This window comes from Herbaspirillum sp. 1130, from assembly GCF_017833835.1.
Classification (GTDB): domain Bacteria; phylum Pseudomonadota; class Gammaproteobacteria; order Burkholderiales; family Burkholderiaceae_D; genus Herbaspirillum; species Herbaspirillum huttiense.
Window position 1 is genome coordinate 1,868,102 of record NZ_JAFICQ010000001.1, and the last position, 13,446, is coordinate 1,881,547.

Genomic DNA, 13,446 nt, shown 5'->3' on the forward strand with positions numbered 1-13,446 from the left:
ATTTCAGCGTTCATCTTTCCATCCCGCCTGCTTTGTCCGGTTTTTACTCCGCAGGCGGCAGTTGCCCCAGCCACTCCCGCAAATCGTGCATGGCCTGCTCGCGCAGCCCGGCTTCTTCGTTGAAGATCTCGTGATAGGCCGAGGCATACCAGTGCAGCGTCTTGCGCTCGCCCGGCAACGCCTCGAAGAAGGCGCGGCTGCCGCGCGGGGCGACGAAGGCATCGTCTCCCGCCACCTGCAACAGCACCGGCCGCGTGAATTGGGCGGCATCGCGCGCCACATGGTGCATGGCATCGAGCATGAAATTGAGCATGCGCGGCGCAATCTTGCCGTGGTTGAGCGGGTCCTGCCGGTAGGCCCGGACCTCATGCGGATCGTGCGAGATGCGCTCGGCCGGCAAGGCGGTCGGCAGGGCCAGCCCCGGCGCGATGGCCGACGACACCTTCAGCAGCAGCCGCTGCCAGCCCGACAGATCCAGCGCCAGTGCCGGCGAGGACAACGCCAGTGCCCGCACCGGACTGAAACCGCCAGTGGCAAACCGCGCCGCCACCAGCCCGCCCATGCTGTGGCCGAACAGCAGCGGCGTACACTGGGTGCGGCGGCTGAAGTCATCGAAGGTCTGCTTCAGGTCACGCAACAGGTCATCCGGCTGGATCAGGCTACCCTGCCGCCCTCCTGAATTGCCATGGCCGCGATGGTCGCAGATGCGCACCGAACAACCCGCTGCATTGAACAATTGCGCCAGCGCGCCATAGCGCCCGCCGTGCTCGCCCAGTCCATGTACCATCTGCACCGCCGAGGTGGCCCCGGGCAGCAGCCAGTCGCGGCAAAACAGCCGGGTACCGTCGGCGGCGTCGATCCAGTGTTCTTGTACCGGGAGGGGAAGCGTCATGGTTTGTCGAGAAGAGTGGAATTGACGTCGGCCTGGCGGCGCGCGGTGCGCCAGGCCTTGCGCAGGCGGCGGCTCTGGCGCAGGGCGAGGTGCAGCGATGCGGCCCAGGACAGCGGACGCGGATGCACCACGGCGCGCAGCGCGCGGGCATAGTCCAGCACCATGCCGGGGGTCCAGGCCATGGTCACGGCGCGTTTGCGGATCTGGCTGGCGACCCAGATCTCCGGCGTGAACATCATCCTGACCGCATTGAACCAGTGCCGGTCGCGTCCGCCGATGACGCCTTCCAGCGCGGCCTCCAGCGCATGCGCCACGGTGCTGGAGCAGTTGCGATAGGTCAGGTTGTAAATCTCGGTCTGGCGGTAGTGCTGCCAGAAGCGGTCCAGCGAGGCGCGGCGGTAATCACGGAAGACGATCTTCTCGGTCGATTCGCACCAGGCGGCGGCTTCGCTGCGGTAGTCGGTCAGGTAGCGGCCCTTGACGTCATTGTCGGCCGTGGCGCGCAGCAGGCGGGCAAACTGGTCCGGCGAGCGGTCGATTTCTTCGGCCGGATAAAGGCTGATGTAGAGCTCGGGCAGGATTTCCAGCGCCGCATGGCCGGTCGAGATGACCCCCTGGTTGTCGACGGCGGCGATGTAGCGGTCGATCAGCGGCTGCCGTCGGGCAGGGCCCTTGGCGCTGCCGGCGGGCGTCCACACGTGCACGGTCAGCGGGGGCTGTGCCCCGGAAGGCGGCTTTGCCGGGGCCGGCGCCCCGGCACCCAGTTGCGCCTGCAGGTCAGGCGCACCGTCATGCAAGCCGGCATCGAACGGGCGGTCATCGCCGCTGTTGCGCGCAACCAGCACATCGGCCGAGGCCTGCTGCGGCAGCATGCGGCTGCGCAGCGCCAGCCAGATCATGTTCCAGCCGCCGAAGATCAGGCCCAGCGCCAGGCAATACGGTACCGTGCCCTTGTAATGCGTCGGGTAAGGCTGGAAGAAGAAGATCGCCAGCAGGATCTGCACGATCCCCCCGAACATGGCCGTGCGCCAGCGCGGAAAGCGCACCACCAGCGCCGAAGTGATCTGCAGCGAGCCGCCGATGGTGAAGGCAATGCCAAAAAGCATGGCCAGCGCCATGTTGCTGGCCTGGTGCTGGGTGATGACCAGCACCGCAATGAGCAGGAACAGTCCGCCCTTGGCATAGCGCAGCGTCTTCTGTGCTCCCACGCCGCTATTGGCCATCCACAGCGTTACCAGGCTTTCCACCAGCAGCAGATAACCGAACAGGGTCAGCGGGAAATTGAGCACGCCATCAAGCGCATCGATCATCAGCGAGACGCCAACGGCGCCCCAGGCCAGGCCGGCCACGGCCAGCGCATGCCAGTTGCGGCGGATAAAATCGGCACCCAGCAATAACAAGACAAGTCGTATCACGGCATTCTCCGGGGCATGCGCCCTTCCCTTTGCGATCCCGCATTCTGGGGGATTCCCTGCGGCGAGGCAAATCGCCCTGCCGGCAAGGCTGGCCGACGCGGTCGCAATCGCGCACAATGCCGGGCTGTCTTCCCTTGCTGCCGCCCATGTCCATGTCCTTGCCGGTCCTGATCTCCGCCCTTGCCAGCAGCCTGCTGCTGCCGCCCGTCTCGCCCTTCCTGATGTGCCTGGCCGGGTTCTGGCTACGCCGTCGCGCGCCCCGCCCCGGCCTGGCCCTGATGCTGCTGGGCGCCCTGATCCTGCTGGTACTCAGCACGCGCATCGGGGCCCTGTGGGTGATCCGGCCACTGGAAGCGCAATACGCTCCACTGGCCAGCGCCGGCAATGCGCAAGCCATCGTCGTCCTGGGATCGGGCCGGATCGACCAGGCACCGGAATACGGCGGCAGCGATGACTCCACCGCCATCGGCATGAAGCGCCTGCAATACGCGGCCTATCTGGCGCGCCACACCGGCTTGCCGCTCCTGGTCACGGGCGGCAGCCCCGACGGCTCGCCCGAAAGCGAAGCCGCGCTGATGGCGCGCAACCTGCAGCGCGACTTCGGGGTGCCGGTGCGTTGGCAGGAAACGCGCGCCGATACCACCGCCCAGAACGCCAGCTATTCCGCCGCCATGCTCAAGGCTGACGGCATCGAACGCATCCTGCTGGTGACCGACAGCATCCACATGCCGCGCGCCATGCGCGTCTTTGCGCACACCGGCTTGCAGGTGCAGGCCGCGCCGACCGTGTTCGCCGGCCGGTCGCGCCCGCGCCTGACCGACTACCTGCCGCGCGCCGGCAACCTGGAGCTGGCCAGCTACGCCCTGCGCGAGTGGGTCGGTCAGCTGTGGTACAGCCTCAGGCGCGCCGTGGGGCAGTGAAAACAAGGGTTGCAGCACAAGCCAACTCATAAAATGAATGCCCTTGCGCCTCCTGTTCCGCCATTCAGCACGGCGACGGCGCGGTAGAGTGACAAAGTCGCGCGCATTTCGTCAGTAAACGCCCGTGCACACTACCTTGACCTAGCAACAACACGCTCACGCAAGCCGATGCACCCGGCCCGCCAGGCCAGGTGCCACCGTCCCGGCACAACGATGCCAGCGAGCGCCTCTACACAATGGGAGATATCATCATGGGCCAGTTGTCCTTCAGTAAGAAACTGTGGCTGCCACTCGGTTTGAGCCTCATCGCACTGCTGGCGATATCCATCTTCAGCGCTGTCATGGTGCGCGATGTGCGCATGGAAGAGCGCAAGAACGACCTCACCAACATCGGCCAGACCGCGCTGTCCATGGTCAAGGGTTATGGCGCGCTGGCCGAATCCGGCGCGCTGACCAAGGAAGAAGCGCAAAAACGCGCCAAAGCCGCCATGAAGAGTCTGCGCTACGGCACCGACGGCTACTTCTCGATTTCCACCTCGGCGCAGATCATCGTCATGCATCCGATCAAGACCGAACTGGACGGCAAGGACCTGACCAACTTCAAGGATCCGGCCGGCAAGAACCTGTTCGTCGAGATCACCAAGGCCGGCAGCCAGCCCGGCGGCAGCTTCGTCAATTACCTGTGGCCCAAAGTCGGGGCGGCCGAACCGGTGCCCAAGACCTCCTTCGTGATCGCCTATCAGCCCTGGGACTGGAACCTGACCACCGGGGCCTACATGGATGACATCAACGCCGCCTTCATGCGTACGCTGACACAGATGGCGATCCTCTTTGCCGTGGTGGCGGCGGCCCTGATAGCGCTGGTGATCGTGATCAACCGCGGCATCCTGCGCACCATTGGCGGCGATCCGGCCAAGGCGGCCGAGGTCGCCAACCGCATCGCCCAAGGCGACCTCACCCCCAACATCGACACCGCACCGGGCGATCGGAGCAGCCTGCTCTACGCAGTGCGCAGCATGCGCGATTCGCTGCTGAGTACCATCGCCAACATCAAGACCTCGGCCGACACCATCGCCACTGCCAGCCAGGAAATCGCCAGCGGCAACCTCGACCTGTCAAGCCGCACCGAGCAACAGGCCGGCTCCATCGAGGAAACCGCCTCGGCCATGGAAGAACTGACCGCCACGGTCAAGCAGAATGCCGACAACGCGCGCCAGGCCAACCAGTTGGCCGAATCGGCATCGGAAGTGGCGATCCAGGGTGGCAGCGTGGTCGGCCAGGTGGTGCAGACCATGGAAGGCATCACCGACAGCTCGCGCAAGATTGCCGACATCATCGGCGTGATCGACGGCATCGCCTTCCAGACCAACATCCTGGCGCTGAACGCGGCAGTAGAAGCGGCGCGCGCCGGCGAGCAGGGGCGCGGCTTTGCGGTGGTGGCCTCGGAAGTGCGCTCTCTGGCCCAGCGTTCGGCCTCGGCCGCCAAGGAGATCAAGTCGCTCATCGATGACTCGGTGGCCAAGGTCGACACCGGCAGCAAGCTGGTCGAACAGGCCGGTGCCACCATGACCGAAGTGGTGGCCAGCGTGCGCCGCGTGACCGACATCGTCGGCGAAATCAGCTCGGCCAGCCAGGAGCAGAGCGCCGGCATCGCCGAAGTCGGCCGTGCGATCACGCAGATGGATGAGGGGACGCAGCAGAACGCCGCGCTGGTGGAGCAAGCCGCCGCTGCGGCGCAATCGCTGCAGGATCAGGCGGCCACCCTGGCCGGTCTGGTCGGACGTTTCCAGACTGATGGCAGCCAGGCGCGCGCCGTTCCATCTGCACCGGCGGCGGTCAAGCCGGCCGCACGCCCGGCACCTGCCGCATCGGCGAGCGCTGCGCCGCGCAAGCCGGCGGCGGCTCCGGCGGCACGTGCGACCATTCCAGCACCCAAGGCCGCCCCGGCCAAACCCGCTGCAGCCGCCGCGCCCAAGGCGGAGGCACCCGCAGCCAAGCCCGCTGGCAAACCGTCGCGCCTGCCTGCGGGCGACGATGAAGGGGATTGGGAAACCTTCTGAGCCCCCCTTGCCTTGCGCAACACCAGCCCGCTTCACGCGGGCTTTTTTCATGGAGACGCCATTCAGGCCAGGGCGGCGCGGCTTTCCCCCACCAGCCGGCTGATCAGCCCGGAGTCGGGCGCCACCGCCAGTGCGCGCGCCGTATCCTGCTTGCCGCTGGCCAGCAGGCCCTGCTCATTGGGAGCAATGGTGTATTCGCTATGGCAGGCCGGGCAGTACAGCGTATCGCCGGCCACGGCTTCCCGGGGCCGTACGATGATCGGGCCGCATGAGAGGCAGCGCTGCAGAGGAATGCCCTCATCGCTGTGGCCCACGATGTGGGCCAGTTCCGCATCGGCCTGCAGGCCAATGAAGCGGCGTCCCAACTCGGCATCGAACTGCTTGCCGAGCTCACCCTCGATGATTTCCATGGCCCGTGCAATCGGCATCCCGCTGCGATAGGGACGCGTGCTGGTCATGGCGTCGAAGGCGTCGCAGATGCCGACGATGCGCGCAGCCAGCGGGATGTCCTCACCGCGCCGTCCGAAGGGATAGCCGCGCCCGTCCGGTGTTTCGTGATGCAGCAGCACCGCCTCTTCGGCCAGGGCTGCCAGCGGGTGGCCCGCCAGCATGCGGTGGCCGATCTCGGGATGCGTCCTGATGACCGCATATTCCGCCTCATCCAGCCGCGATTTCTTGCCCAGTACGGCATCGGGGATGCCGATCTTGCCGAGGTCATGCAGGAAGGCACCGATGGTGATGCGGGCCACCTGCTCCGCGGGCAGTCCGGCGGAATGCGCCAGCAGACGCGACAAGCGCGCCACCCGCCACAGATGCCCGCCGGTATAGGGATCGCGCGCCTCCACCGCCCAGGCCAGCAGGAACAGGCTCATCAGCAGTTGCTCGTCATGTGCCGCCTGGCGCGCAGCTTTGTTGCGAGTGGCGCGCTGCCACAGGGAAAGCAGATTCATCCGGCAGCTCCTTGTCGGGCAGGCTCATCGTAGACCAGGCGGATATCGACCTCGCGATCAACGAACTGCCATTCGGCACTCCGGCGCAATCGCGCGACCAACTCTTCGAATGCTTCAGCGTGTTCCGGCGCGTACTCGAACCAAGTCAGGAAATCAAAAGGCTGGCCCAGTTCGCGCGCATGGTAGAGACGGCGCGCAATCGGTGGCAGGTACTCCAGTCCGATGGCGATGTGGTGCGACTGCTCCTCCAGGATCGCGCGGCGCTCATCCTGCGCCAGCGCCCACCAGGCCGGGTTCTTGCGGATCGGGATGAGGGCTGCGCAGCGCGCCTCGGGCCGCCCCAGACCCTGTTGCACCGCGCCCAGCGTATCGAGTTCGTGCCGCGTGGCATAACGCGCATGACCGGTGGCACCGTCCAGGCGCCACTGCACGCCAGTCGTAGCGGTGGACTGCGCCTCGCCGGGACCGGCGACGGCAAGCCTTCCCGCCATTGCCAGCGATTCGCCGACCACGGCGTCGACGCGCAGGATACGCCAGCCTCCACTGAGACCAGCGACGAATGCGGTATGGATCACGCTCATGCTCAATCTCTCCAGGACTTACCAGCGCAACAGGCGCGGACCCAGCAGCAGGCCAAGTGCTGCCGGAATGAGGATCCCGAGGAAATACCAGATTCCCCAGAACGGCACGCCCATCTCCGGGCAATGCAGGCAATACACCATGGTCGCCGTGGCACCGGCCAGCAGGCCAGCCACCGCACCGCTCAGGCGCAGCCGGGTCGGGGCCATGCCGCGCACGGCCCAGAAGATGCCGATGAAGAGTGGAATCGACAGCAGCGCGATGTTGAACGGGCAGCTGCGCCAGCTGATCCCCATCAGCAGCGGCAGCCGCTGGGCTACCGGTGCACTGAGCAACACGGCTGCGCCACCGAGCCACACTGCCATGGCAGGCAGGGCGATGCCTGCCCAATTGGCACCCACGCGCAATCCCGGACGCACCAGGCGTCGCAGCACCAGCATGGCCCCCACGGCCAATGTGGTGGGAAAGGCCAGCTTGATCCAGAACAGCGGCACGCCCAGCATCACCGCCAGATCGGGACGCAGCCCGTAGATCTTCAGCAACAGCAACAGCGCACCCAAGCCGCCCAGCACCAGGGCCTGGGCCATCTGCTTGACCGGCAAACGCCGGTCCACCGGTGCCACGCCGCTGGCCATCATCGAAATAAGGTCGTCAGTCTTCATGCTTGCAATTTCTCCCGGATCTTCAGGGCCAGGGCCTTGAGGCCACGATGGATGCCGACCTTCACGGCCGATTCCGACATCCCGGTCAGTTGTGCCGTCTCGGCCACCGACAGGCCTTCCAGCTTGACGTGAACGATCGGCAAACGCTGCTTGTCGGGCAATTCCTCCAGCAGCGCACCGACATCGCGCCGCGCCTGCGCCGGTTCATCATCACAGGTGGTGAGCAGGTCGTGCTCTTCGTCCAGCGGGTCGTTGAAGGCTTCGCGGCGCGAACGGGCGCGCAGGAAGTCCATCAGCTTGTAGCGCGCGATGGCATGCACCCAGGCCGTCAGCGGCTGATCGGGGCGATAGGTATGGCGGGCGTTGTGGATGGCCAGCAGGGTTTCCTGCACCACATCCTCGACGTCATCCTGCAGATGCACCAGGCGCTTGCGCAGGAAGGCGCGCAGGCGGCCGCTCAATTCGGCCAGAAACTGGCGATAGGCCACGGCGTCGCCGTCGAGACCGGCCAGCAGCAGCATGCGCAGGCGCTCCTCGGCGGGATGCGAGGGCTTGCCGGGACGGCCTGCCACCTCATCCGGCAAGGCCGGTCCGCCAGTCGCCAACAGGAAAGGACTTTCAGTCATGGAACGCCGCCCAATCACCAACGAAGCAGCCACGGGCCGCACAAGGCGCCGGCCCCCGTCGGCAGCGCCACCCCCAGTACATACCAGACACCCCAGAACGGCGGCGCCATCTCCACGCAATAAAGCGAATAGACTAGCACGCCCTGTGCGCCGGCCACCAACCCAGCCACCGCACCCGCCGCACGCAATTGCGTGGGGGCCATCCCGCGCAGGAACCACAGCATGCTCGCCAGCGTGGGCAAGGACAGCAAGGCCACATTGGCCGAACATACTTCCCAGCTGCTGCCCAGCAGCAGGTCCAGACGCTGCGAAGGCGGTGCCAGGGCCAGCCAGCTGCCACCGGCCAGCCACAGCAGGGCCGGTGGCAACAGCAGTCCTGCCGCCGGAGCCAGCCCCATGCGCATGCCTGGCAGCGCCAGGCGCGAGGCAGCCAGTTGTCCGGCCAGCAGGGCCGCCAGCGGGAACGAGACCTTCATCCAGAAGAGCGGCTGCTGCAACAGTTCACGCAGGTCGCTGCGCACCCCATAGAGTATGGCCAGCAGCAGGGCCGCACCCATCAGGCCCAGGGCCAGCGCCACCGCCATGCGCGCGGCCACGTTGCGCACCAGGCTGCGCTGGACGGGGCCGGGGGGCTCGCCCGTTCCCGTTGCCAGCATGTTGACCAGTTCCATCGTTTTCATTCACATCCCCTTTGGGCCCGTGCGGGCGGACTGCGCAATGGCGCGCGCTCTTTTGTATTCGTTCACAACAGCGCTGCGGTTACAGCAGATGCGAAAAATATTTTTTCAAAAAATCTTCATCGTGCTGTAACCGGCCAGCCACTCCCTGCGAATTAACAAGCAGATCGGACGCAAAGCAGCAGCAAGCGAAACGCCGGTCAGTGTCATCTTCCACTTCATCCATTTTCAGGAGCACACCATGAACCACTTCGTCGCCACCGCCGCACTGACCCTCGCCACCCTCGCCTCCGGCGTCGCCATGGCGCAAGACAAGCAACCGATGAACAAGACCGCCGTCGAGAAGTGCTACGGCGTCTCCCTGGCCGGCCAGAACGACTGCAAGGCTGGTGAAGGCACCACCTGCGCCGGCACCGCCAAGATGGATTACCAGGGCAATGCCTGGAAGAACGTCCCGGCCGGCACCTGCACCTCGATCAAGACGCCGCGCGGCATGGGCTCGCTCAAGCCGGTCTGATCGTTCCGGAGCCATCGGCCATGACAACGTCACCCCTCACCGCCGGCCTGGGTCTCAAACCCCAGCATTTCGATGCAGCGCTGGCCTGCAAGGCCGCGGGACTGTGGTTCGAAGTCCATCCGGAAAACTACCTGATGGACGGCGGCCCCCGCCTGGCCTGGCTGCAGGCGATCCGGGAGCATCATCCGGTGGCCCTGCACGGGGTGTCGATGTCACTGGCCGGGCCCGACGCGCCCGATCCGCTGCATCTGCGCAAACTGGCACAACTGGTGTCGCGCATCGAACCGGTACTGGTGTCCGAACACCTCGCCTGGTCGCGCATCGGCGGCCACTACCTGCCCGACCTGCTGCCGGTGCCGCGTACCAACGACACACTGGCACGCCTGGCTGACAACATCAGCCGCACCCAGGATGTTCTGCAGCGCCGGATCGCGCTGGAGAACCCGTCGCATTACCTGCACATGGAACAGCACAGCTGGAGCGAGCCGGACTTCCTGCGCGAACTGGTGCGCCGGACCGGCTGCGGCTTGCTGGTCGACGTCAACAATGTGCACGTGAGCGCCTGCAATCTCGGCACCGATGCGCGCCACTACCTGGACCAGTTGCCGTTCGATGACATTCTCGAAATCCATCTGGCCGGCCACAGTGCCGATGCCAGCCTGCCCGGCCTGCTGGTCGATTCCCATGACGCCCCGGTGGCGGCAGCGGTCTGGGAGCTCTACGCGCATCTGCTGGCACGCACCGGGGAGCGTCCCACCCTGATCGAACGGGATGGCAACGTGCCCGCTTTCGACGTGCTGCTGGCCGAGCGCAACATGGCCGGCACCTTGCTGCATCCGGCAGTTGCCGCGCACGAGGAGCAAGCCGCATGAACGCCCCCGACCATCGCTACTACGCCAGCTTCCTGCAGGCCCTCCTGAACGGGCAGAGCGACGACCCTGGCGTTGCCGCGCTGCTGGCGCAACCGGCCTTCGCGGTCTATCGCAATACCGTCTTCAAGGGCTGCGTCGACGCCCTGCTGGCCAACTATCCGGCGGTGCACCGGCTGGTCGGCAGCCCCTGGATGGAATCTGCAGCGCAAGCCTTTGCGCGCGAGCACTTGCCACAAGAAGCCAGCCTCATCTGCTATGGGGCGGGCTTTGCCGATTTCCTTGCCAAGCTGGAAGCAGCCCGGGAATTACCCTACCTGCCGGGCGTCGCCACCCTGGACCGCTGCTGGACCGAAGCGCACCTGGCCGCCGACGACCCGCTGCTGGACGTGTCGGCCCTGCACACGGCGCTGGCCGCCGGCCAGGACGTGAGGCTGGTGCCGCATGCCGCCAGCCGCTGGCATCACGATCTGCAGCATCCGGTCTACACCATCTGGAGCATCAACCGCAGCGACGCTGACGACACCGAAATCGCCCCCGAATGGCAGGGCGAAGGAGCCCTGCTCACACGCCCGCACGGCCAGGTGCAGTGGCGCCCGCTGAGTGCGGGTGCAGCACGCTTTCTCGATGCCTGCCGCGATGGCTGCGGCATCGCCAGCGCTGCCGGCCAGGCGCTGGCCCGGGAGCCCGGCCTGGAGATCGGCACCATGCTGGGCCAGTTGATCCAGGCCGATGCCTTTACCTCGTTTCACTGAACGGAGACTTCCATGAACCAGCCCGCCACCCTGCCTGCCGTCGTGCAGCCCTCTCCCTCGCTGTGGTCGCGCGCCGCCGACCTGGCCACGCGGGTGATCAGCGACAACGTGCTGACGCTGGTCGCCCGCGTGGCGATCGCAGCGATCTTCTTCCTCTCGGGCCGTACCAAGGTCAGCGGTTTCCTTGACATCAAGGACAGCACCTATGTCCTGTTCCAGGAGGAATACCACCTGCCGCTGGTACCACCCGACCTGGCCGCACACCTGGCGACCTATGCGGAACACTTCTTCCCGCTGCTGCTGATCCTGGGCCTCTTCACCCGCGGCGCGGCCCTGGCCTTGCTGGGCATGACCACCGTCATCGAGATCTTCGTCTATCCCGATGCCTGGCCCACGCACCTGTCCTGGGCCGGCTTGCTGCTGCTCCTGGTGGCGCGCGGCGGTGGCAAGTGGTCGCTGGACCGATGCTTCAGTCTGCGCTGAACGGAAACACGATGGATCGCCCGTCCACCGGCCTGCTGGCCGACATCATTGAAGAAAGCTTCACTTCGGCCTTCAACCACCATGCAGCGGGCCGCCTGCAAGCTGCCGAGGAGGACTATCGCCTGGTTCTCGCCATGGAGGAGCAATACGCCCCGGCCCAGCACTACCTGGGCGTACTGCTGCACCAGTGCGGACGGCATGAGGAAGGCCTGGCGCTGATGCACGAAGCCGCGCGCACTACACCGCCCGATGCCGACTGGTGCAATGATCTGGGCAACGTCCTGTTCGCCTGCGGGCGTTTCGACCAGGCGGAGCTGGCCTACGGACAAGCCCTGACCTTGCGCTCCGACGATGCCCAACTGTGGACCAACCTGGCCGCCGCGCGGCGTGCGCAGCACCAGCCGCAGGCTGCCATCGCCGCCTGCGAGCAGGCCCTGTTGCGAGATCCGCATTGCCTCCCTGCCCTGTACCAGCTGGCTGACCTCTACGCTGCGCTGGGCGACCGCATGCGGAGTTCGCGTTACCAGTGCCTGGCCTTCGTACTGCCTCCGCATGAGGGGAAGTCACGCGAGCTGCTGGCCATTTCCTTCTACTTCCTGGGACGGATGGAAGAAGCGGCGCAAGTCTGCCGCCAGTGGCTGCAGGAAGAGCCGGGCCACCCCATCGCCAGCCACATGCATGCGGCGTACGCGGGTCTGCCCAGCCACAGCGTACCGCGCGATTACATCGTGCGTCGCTTCGATGAGTATGCCGATCACTTCGACAGCAACCTGGTCAGCCACCTGGACTATCGCGGACCGGAAGTGCTGGGCACGTTGCTTAACGCCTTCCTGCCGGGGATGGCGCCAAGTGTGGTGCTGGACGCCGGCTGCGGCACCGGGCTGTGTGCGCCGGTCCTCGCGCCTTACGCGCTGGCTCTGGAAGGCGTGGACCTTTCCCCCAACATGTTGCGTCATGCCGCGCAACACCCGCAGTACACGGCGCTGGCACAGGCGGACGTGGTGGAATGGATGGCAGCCCATCCGGCACGCTATGGCCTGATCGCCGCCTGTGACGTGCTGATCTACTGCGGGGAGCTGGCGTCCTTCTTCGCAGCGGCGCGACGCTCCCTGCAGACGCAGGGCCATCTGATCTTCACGGTGGAACTGGCTGGTGAAGAACACGCCGCTCCCTACACGCTCCATCCCAGCGGCCGCTTCCGCCACCAGCGCAGTTATGTCGAACACTGCCTGCAAGCCGCGGGCCTGGAGGTGCTGCTGGTGCGCGAAGAAAGCCTGCGCGTCGAAATGCAGCAGGCCGTGCCGGGACTGGTTGTCCTGGCACGGGGGTGAACGATCGCGCCGGAGCGTCGGCGCGACTTGGCCGCGCTCAGGCGATGGCGCGAGCGATGGCCGGCAACATGTCCGACGGTTCCGGACGGCGGGTGTAGTCAGGATTGACTTCGGCATAAACGATCACGCCATCCGGCGCGATCACGTAGCGGGCCGGCATGGGCAGCGTCCAGCTGGCATCGCCATTGAAAGCCGGCAATTCATTCTTGAGCGAGCGATACAGCTCCACCAGATAATCCGGCAAGGTGAAGCGCAGTCCGAAGGCGGCGGCTACCTCATTGCCCGCGTCCGAGAGGATGGGGAATTCCAGCCCGTTCTGGCGCATCGCCTTGCGGCTGTTGGCCGGCAGCTGCGGCGAGATCGCCACCAGGCTGGCTCCGGCCTGCTGCAACTGCGGCAGGACTTCCTGCAGCGCCTGCAATTCCATATTGCAGTAAGGGCACCACACACCACGATAGAAACTCACCGCCAGCGGTCCTCGGGCCAGCAGCTCGGCGGAGGAGACCGGCTTGCCATCCGGATCGGCCAGCGTGAACTGCGGTGCACGGTCACCCGCCTTGAGCGCCCGTGCGGCCGCCCCTGATGCGATCAGTTCATCGGTGGCGCGCTGCATGGTGGCAATGACCGGTGCGGGTACGTTGTAGGGTGGCTTGCCGGCCACGAAGTCGGCTTTGAAGGCGTCCAGCTTGTCTTGCAGAGTCATGAAGAGG

15 protein-coding genes are annotated in these 13,446 nt (G+C 66.2%); 7 read left to right on the forward strand and 8 right to left on the reverse strand.

What is annotated here, in order from left to right:
- Window positions 1-43 precede the first annotated feature (43 nt).
- Window positions 44-892, reverse strand: a complete 849-nt coding sequence (locus JOD78_RS08505) for an alpha/beta hydrolase (RefSeq protein WP_209567160.1) — start codon at window positions 890-892, stop codon at window positions 44-46.
- Complete coding sequence (locus tag JOD78_RS08510; RefSeq protein ID WP_252695293.1) at window positions 889-2,307, reverse strand: MFS transporter; 1,419 nt, start codon at window positions 2,305-2,307, stop codon at window positions 889-891. The genes JOD78_RS08505 and JOD78_RS08510 overlap by 4 nt, the downstream gene beginning before the upstream one ends.
- 152 nt (window positions 2,308-2,459) lie before the next feature.
- On the opposite strand from JOD78_RS08510, the gene JOD78_RS08515 reads away from it, so the two are divergent.
- Both JOD78_RS08515 and JOD78_RS08520 read left to right on the forward strand, forming a co-directional pair.
- The gene (locus JOD78_RS08515) at window positions 2,460-3,227 is read left to right on the forward strand and encodes a YdcF family protein (RefSeq protein ID WP_121045338.1); all 768 of its coding nucleotides are present in this window, start codon (window positions 2,460-2,462) and stop codon (window positions 3,225-3,227) included.
- A gap of 251 nt (window positions 3,228-3,478) precedes the next feature.
- Complete coding sequence (locus JOD78_RS08520) at window positions 3,479-5,287, forward strand: methyl-accepting chemotaxis protein (RefSeq protein WP_134134567.1); 1,809 nt, start codon at window positions 3,479-3,481, stop codon at window positions 5,285-5,287.
- A gap of 62 nt (window positions 5,288-5,349) precedes the next feature.
- Here JOD78_RS08520 and JOD78_RS08525 read toward each other — a convergent pair whose 3' ends face one another.
- Genes JOD78_RS08525 through JOD78_RS08545 form a run of 5 tightly spaced genes read right to left on the reverse strand, consistent with a single transcriptional unit; the run spans window position 5,350 to window position 8,784 of the window.
- Window positions 5,350-6,237: an HD-GYP domain-containing protein gene (locus JOD78_RS08525; protein WP_199725121.1), complete on the reverse strand. Its 888-nt coding sequence runs from the start codon at window positions 6,235-6,237 to the stop codon at window positions 5,350-5,352.
- Window positions 6,234-6,818, reverse strand: a complete 585-nt coding sequence (locus tag JOD78_RS08530) for a chlorite dismutase family protein (protein WP_199725122.1) — start codon at window positions 6,816-6,818, stop codon at window positions 6,234-6,236. The genes JOD78_RS08525 and JOD78_RS08530 overlap by 4 nt, the downstream gene beginning before the upstream one ends.
- Before the next feature lie 18 nt (window positions 6,819-6,836).
- Window positions 6,837-7,478 (reverse strand): DUF1109 domain-containing protein, encoded by a 642-nt coding sequence (locus JOD78_RS08535; RefSeq protein WP_121044829.1) that lies wholly within the window; start codon window positions 7,476-7,478, stop codon window positions 6,837-6,839.
- On the reverse strand, window positions 7,475-8,104 hold the full coding sequence (locus JOD78_RS08540; protein ID WP_039784802.1) for a sigma-70 family RNA polymerase sigma factor: 630 nt from the start codon (window positions 8,102-8,104) through the stop codon (window positions 7,475-7,477). The genes JOD78_RS08535 and JOD78_RS08540 overlap by 4 nt, the downstream gene beginning before the upstream one ends.
- Window positions 8,105-8,118: 14 nt before the next feature.
- Entirely contained in the window at window positions 8,119-8,784 is a 666-nt protein-coding gene (locus JOD78_RS08545; protein WP_227022575.1) for a DUF1109 domain-containing protein, read from the reverse strand.
- A gap of 238 nt (window positions 8,785-9,022) precedes the next feature.
- Here JOD78_RS08545 and JOD78_RS08550 point away from each other — a divergent pair, with 238 nt between their 5' ends.
- From JOD78_RS08550 to JOD78_RS08570, 5 genes are read left to right on the forward strand one after another with little or no spacing between them, the layout of a single operon-like run.
- A complete protein-coding gene (locus tag JOD78_RS08550; RefSeq protein ID WP_121044835.1) occupies window positions 9,023-9,298 on the forward strand; it encodes a DUF2282 domain-containing protein in 276 nt (91 codons plus the stop codon).
- A gap of 20 nt (window positions 9,299-9,318) precedes the next feature.
- Window positions 9,319-10,170: a DUF692 domain-containing protein gene (locus JOD78_RS08555; RefSeq protein WP_121044837.1), complete on the forward strand. Its 852-nt coding sequence runs from the start codon at window positions 9,319-9,321 to the stop codon at window positions 10,168-10,170.
- The gene (locus JOD78_RS08560; RefSeq protein WP_209567162.1) at window positions 10,167-10,922 is read left to right on the forward strand and encodes a DNA-binding domain-containing protein; all 756 of its coding nucleotides are present in this window, start codon (window positions 10,167-10,169) and stop codon (window positions 10,920-10,922) included. Before JOD78_RS08555 ends, JOD78_RS08560 begins: the two co-directional genes overlap by 4 nt.
- 12 nt (window positions 10,923-10,934) lie before the next feature.
- Window positions 10,935-11,405, forward strand: coding sequence for a DoxX family protein (locus JOD78_RS08565; protein ID WP_209567164.1), 471 nt, complete (start codon window positions 10,935-10,937; stop codon window positions 11,403-11,405).
- Window positions 11,406-11,416: 11 nt separating this feature from the next.
- A complete protein-coding gene (locus JOD78_RS08570; protein WP_209567166.1) occupies window positions 11,417-12,736 on the forward strand; it encodes a methyltransferase domain-containing protein in 1,320 nt (439 codons plus the stop codon).
- Window positions 12,737-12,773: 37 nt separating this feature from the next.
- Here the strand turns inward: JOD78_RS08570 and JOD78_RS08575 are convergent, their stop codons facing one another.
- On the reverse strand, window positions 12,774-13,439 hold the full coding sequence (locus JOD78_RS08575; protein WP_121044845.1) for a peroxiredoxin-like family protein: 666 nt from the start codon (window positions 13,437-13,439) through the stop codon (window positions 12,774-12,776).
- Between the last annotated feature and the right edge of the window lie 7 nt (window positions 13,440-13,446).